Consider the following 4,176-nt stretch of genomic DNA (forward strand, 5'->3'; position numbering starts at 1 on the left):
CACCCGAGCAAAAAAAACCCCCCCCCCCCCCCCCCCCCCCCCCCCCCCCCCCCCCCCCCCCCCCCCCCCCCCCGCTCCCCCCCCCCCCCCCCCCCCCCCCCCCCCCCCGCTGCGTGGTCTCAGCACCGCCGGCGCCAAAGCCGTCGTGCTGCACTTCGCCCAAGCCACCCCAAGCTCAGGGCAGCTGCGGAAGCCCCTCTCCCGCGCGCCACGCCCCGCCTCCGCGGAAGTCGGGCTGGGCAGGGCCTCGCCGCTCCTTACAGGGCGTCTGTGCGGCGAGGACGTCGCGGTTGAGGGTCAGGGGAGGTCCCGTGGAGTTGTTCCAGGACCTTCTCCATGCCGAGCAGGCCGGCGTCCTGGCTGATCTGCTGCAGCCAGCTGCCGATGAGGGCACGGCGCTCTGCAGGGTCGCGCTGGTCGACGCCCGGGTCGGCGAGCAGGTTGGCCCCTCGTGATGTGCCAGCGTCCGGCACCGAGGTCAGTCCGTTCCCGGCGAGCAGGTCCGGCATGTCCGTGCTGCTGATCAAGTCCAGGCCGAGCGGCTGGGGCATCACGAGAGGATCGACACCCGCCAGAGCGGCGAGCGTTCCGGTGACCTTGTCATCAACCAGCGTGGCGCTCAGGGCGTCGACCAGCTCGTGCAGGCGGGCGATGGGCAGGGGCGCTGCGCGGCCGAGGGTGTGCCGGAAGCGCGCGACGACTTGCAGGGAGACCTGCAGGTGCGAGACGGGAACTCCGTAGGCATCCGGCAGGTCGATCCTAGCCACGGCCTCCAGCGGGAAGGGCGGCGCTCCGTTTGGGCCGCCTTGCCACAGCAGCCGGACCTTGCGGGCCCGGTTGAAGCCCGACCGGTGGAAGGGGTTCATACCGCCCTCGCCGATCGATGCGCACCAGCGGAACAGGGCCTGGTGCAGGGGGGAGTTGTTCAGCGCGTCGGCGAATGCCTGCACGCCGCGCTCCGACAGCGGGCGCCAGGTGGCCGATGCGTCCACCGGAACGAACATCCCGGTACGCACGAGGAAGTCAGCGCTCGGCTTCCCCTCGTCGTCCATGGGCAGGTCGGCCGGCGGCAGCCGTAGTCCGGCAGCCACAGTTTGGGGCGCGGCTTCGTTGATCAGCCGCGCGAGCCCCGCCCGGTCCGCTAGGGCGTTGCGTCCGTGCAGCCTAATCGGGGCGGCGCCTTGGACCAGCAGCGGGCGGGATGCCTTAGCCGGGTCCACGCGGACGACCAGGATCATCCGGCTGTCGCTCTCAGGCAGGGGAACCGGGATGATTTCCGGCTCCCAGGGCGGCTCCAGCGTCTGATGGCAGCCGCTGACGATCTGGACGATCGCGTCCTCGGGCACGCCGATGATCCGGTCGTCGACGCTGCGCTCGGTGACGCCGACCAGAATGAGGCCGCCGTAGCTGTTGGCCATCGCCGCGACCGAGGTTGGGATCTTGGGGGTGTATTTCTCCTTGTACTCCAGGGTCAGGCTCTCGGGCTGGCCGATGGCAACCAGCTCGCGAACCCGCTCCAGGGTCACGTCCGCGGGGCGGCAGGCGAACAGCGAGGCCGCGGATGTCATACGAGCCGTCCATCCGCTGGGCGTGTGGGGATCGAAGCTGTCATCAGCTCAAGTTAGCGAAGCCGTAGGGGTGGCTAGGGCGACGTTCAGCGGCCCCACCAAGGCGACTCCAACTGGCCCCAGTTGGAGGGGCGTTCGGGTGCACTGAGGGGTAGTGGCGAGGCGAAGTGGCCCCACCTCGGGCCTTGCGGTGCCACGGTGGTTGTGGTCCGCCGAGGGTGGGTGCTGTGGATGTCCTTGTCCAAGCAGGAGTTATTTGACCGGATCCGTCGTGACAGCTGGCAGTTGGGGCTGTCGATCCGGGCGTTGTCGAAGAAGTATGGGGTGCACCGTCGTCTGGTGCGGGAGGCGCTGGCCTCGCCGGTGCCGAAGCCGCGGAAGCGGCCGGTGCGGACCTCGCCGCGGATGGAGCCGTACAAGAAGACGGTCGACCAGTGGCTGCGGGCCGACCTGGAAGCGCCGCGCAAGCAGCGGCACACCGCGAAGCGGATCGGTACGCGGCTGGAAGAGGAGTTCGGCGTCACCTTGCCCTACACGACGGTGCGTGACTTCGTCACCGCCCGCCGCCGGGCGCTCGCCGAGGAGGGCGGTGCCGCGGCCGAGGGCTACTTGATCCGGCACAACGCGCCGGGTGCGGATGCGGAGGTGGACTTCGGGGAGGTGTGGGTCGACCTGGCGGGGCAGCGGGTGAAGTGCTACCTGTTCGCCTTCCGGATGGCCTACTCGGGCCGGGCGGTGCACCGCATCTCGCGCTCATGTGGGCAGCAGGCATTCTTCGAGGGCCACGTGCACGCCCTGTCCGTGCTGGGCGGGGTGCCGGCCGGGCAGGTCCGCTACGACAACCTCACCCCGGCGGTCAGCAAGGTGATGTTCCGCAGTCGGCTGCGTGAGGAGAACCCGAAGTGGAGTGCACTGCGCGAGTTCTACGGGTTCACCGCGTTCTACTGCGAGCCGGGACTTCGCGGCGCCCATGAGAAGGGTGGAGTGGAGGGGCAGGTGGGCTACTTCCGCCGCAACTACCTCACCCCGGTCCCACGAGCGGACACGCTGGAGGACCTCAACGCGCAGATCGCCGGGTTCGAAGCCCGTGAGCTGGAGCGCCGTATCGGCTCCCGGATCCGCACCATCGGACAGGACTTCGCCCGCGAGGCGCCGCACCTGCTGCCGCTGCCGTCGGAGCCGTTCGAGACGGCGATGACCTTTCAGCCGCGGGTGGACCGCTACAGCCGGATTACCGTCAAAATGTGCTCCTACTCCGTCCCTGTCCGGTTCATCGACCGCAAGGTCACCGTCCACCTGACCGGCGACACCCTGGTCGTCTTCGACAACCGCCGCGAGATCGCCCGCCATGTCCGGCTCGCCGGCAGGGGCCTGGAGCACCTGGTCCTGGACCACTATCTGGAGGTGCTGCTGCGCAAGCCAGGGGCGCTGGACCGCTCCGAGGCGCTGCACCAGGCCCGCGCCGAGGGCACCTTCACCGCCGAGCACGAGGCGTTCTGGGCTCTGGCCAAGCAGCAGCTCGGCGAACTTGACGGGACGAAAGCTCTGGTCAGGATCCTGCTCCTGCACCGCCATCAGCAGCACGCCGATGTGATTGCGGGCCTTCGTGCCGCACTCGCGCTGGGCAGCTGCAGTGAGGACGTGGTGGCTCTGGAGGCCCGCAAGGCTGCACAGGCCGACGGCCGGGCCCCGACCGTCACTGCCGCTCCGGCAATCCCCGACCGGCCGGAGTCTGTCGATCCGGAGCTTCCGCAGGTCAGCCACCTCACCGCGCACCGCCTGGTCAGGCCCCTGCCCGAAGACGCCCGCCCTCTGCCCCGCCTGGAGCAGTGGGACGAACTGCTCCACCTGCGCCGGAAGGACTCGTCATGACTGCCGCTCATCACGCCCTCACTGCCCAGGCGTCCGACGCCGCGATCGACACCGCCTGCCGCATGCTCCGGCTGCCCACCATGCGGGCCCAGGCCGCCGACACCATCGCCCGAGCCGAACGCGAAGGGCTCTCCTATGCGGGCTTTCTCGCCGAGCTGCTGATGGCCGAGTGCGAGGACCGCGACCGGCGCCGGGCCGAACGCCGCATCCGCGCTGCCCATTTCCCGCGCGAAAAGTCACTGCGCGACTTTGATTACCGCGCCAACGCCAACGTGGATCCGGCCGTCATCCACAACCTCGCCACCTGCGACTGGATCACCAAGGGCTACCCGCTGTGTCTGATCGGGGATTCCGGCACCGGCAAATCGCACCTGCTGATCGGCTTGGGCACTGCGGCCGCCATGGCCGGCTACCGCGTCCGCTACACCACCGCCGCCAGCCTGGTGAACGAGCTGGTCGAGGCGGCCGACGACAAGCAGCTCGGCAAGACCATCGCCCGATACGGACGCGTCGACCTGCTCGAAATCGACGAACTCGGCTACCTCGAACTCGACCGCCGCGGTGCCGAGATGCTCTTTCAGGTTCTGACCGAGAGGGAGGAGAAGAACAGCATTGCCATCGCCTCCAACGAGGCGTTCACCAAAGCGCACATGTTCCGGCGAACACGTGCGAGGTGGTGCCGAAACATCACGGGTTCATCTTGCGGTAGTCCTGGTATTCGTCGCAGACGATGCCT

At 69.3% G+C, this 4,176-nt stretch carries 3 protein-coding genes; 2 read left to right on the forward strand and 1 reads right to left on the reverse strand.

The annotated features are described in order from the left end of the window. Positions 1-257: 257 nt before the first annotated feature. Positions 258-1,568, reverse strand: a complete 1,311-nt coding sequence (locus AC07CM_RS49270; RefSeq protein WP_478883117.1) for an AlbA family DNA-binding domain-containing protein — start codon at positions 1,566-1,568, stop codon at positions 258-260. A 231-nt stretch (positions 1,569-1,799) separates the two neighbouring features. On the opposite strand from AC07CM_RS49270, the gene istA reads away from it, so the two are divergent. Continuing rightward, positions 1,800-3,440: an IS21 family transposase gene (gene istA, locus AC07CM_RS49275; RefSeq protein ID WP_478883118.1), complete on the forward strand. Its 1,641-nt coding sequence runs from the start codon at positions 1,800-1,802 to the stop codon at positions 3,438-3,440. Continuing rightward, positions 3,437-4,176, forward strand: a 740-nt coding sequence (istB, locus tag AC07CM_RS49280; protein ID WP_478883119.1) for an IS21-like element helper ATPase IstB, incomplete at its 3' end; no start/stop codon positions are given. The genes istA and istB, both read left to right, overlap by 4 nt.

This window comes from Streptomyces sp. NPDC044061 (assembly GCF_056434305.1).

Coding starts and splice junctions, on each gene's coding strand:
- istA (WP_478883118.1), top strand. CDS start 1,800: ATGTCCTTGTCCAAGCAGGAGTTATTTGACCGGATCCGTCGTGACAGC.
- AC07CM_RS49270 (WP_478883117.1), bottom strand. CDS start 1,568: ATGACATCCGCGGCCTCGCTGTTCGCCTGCCGCCCCGCGGACGTGACC.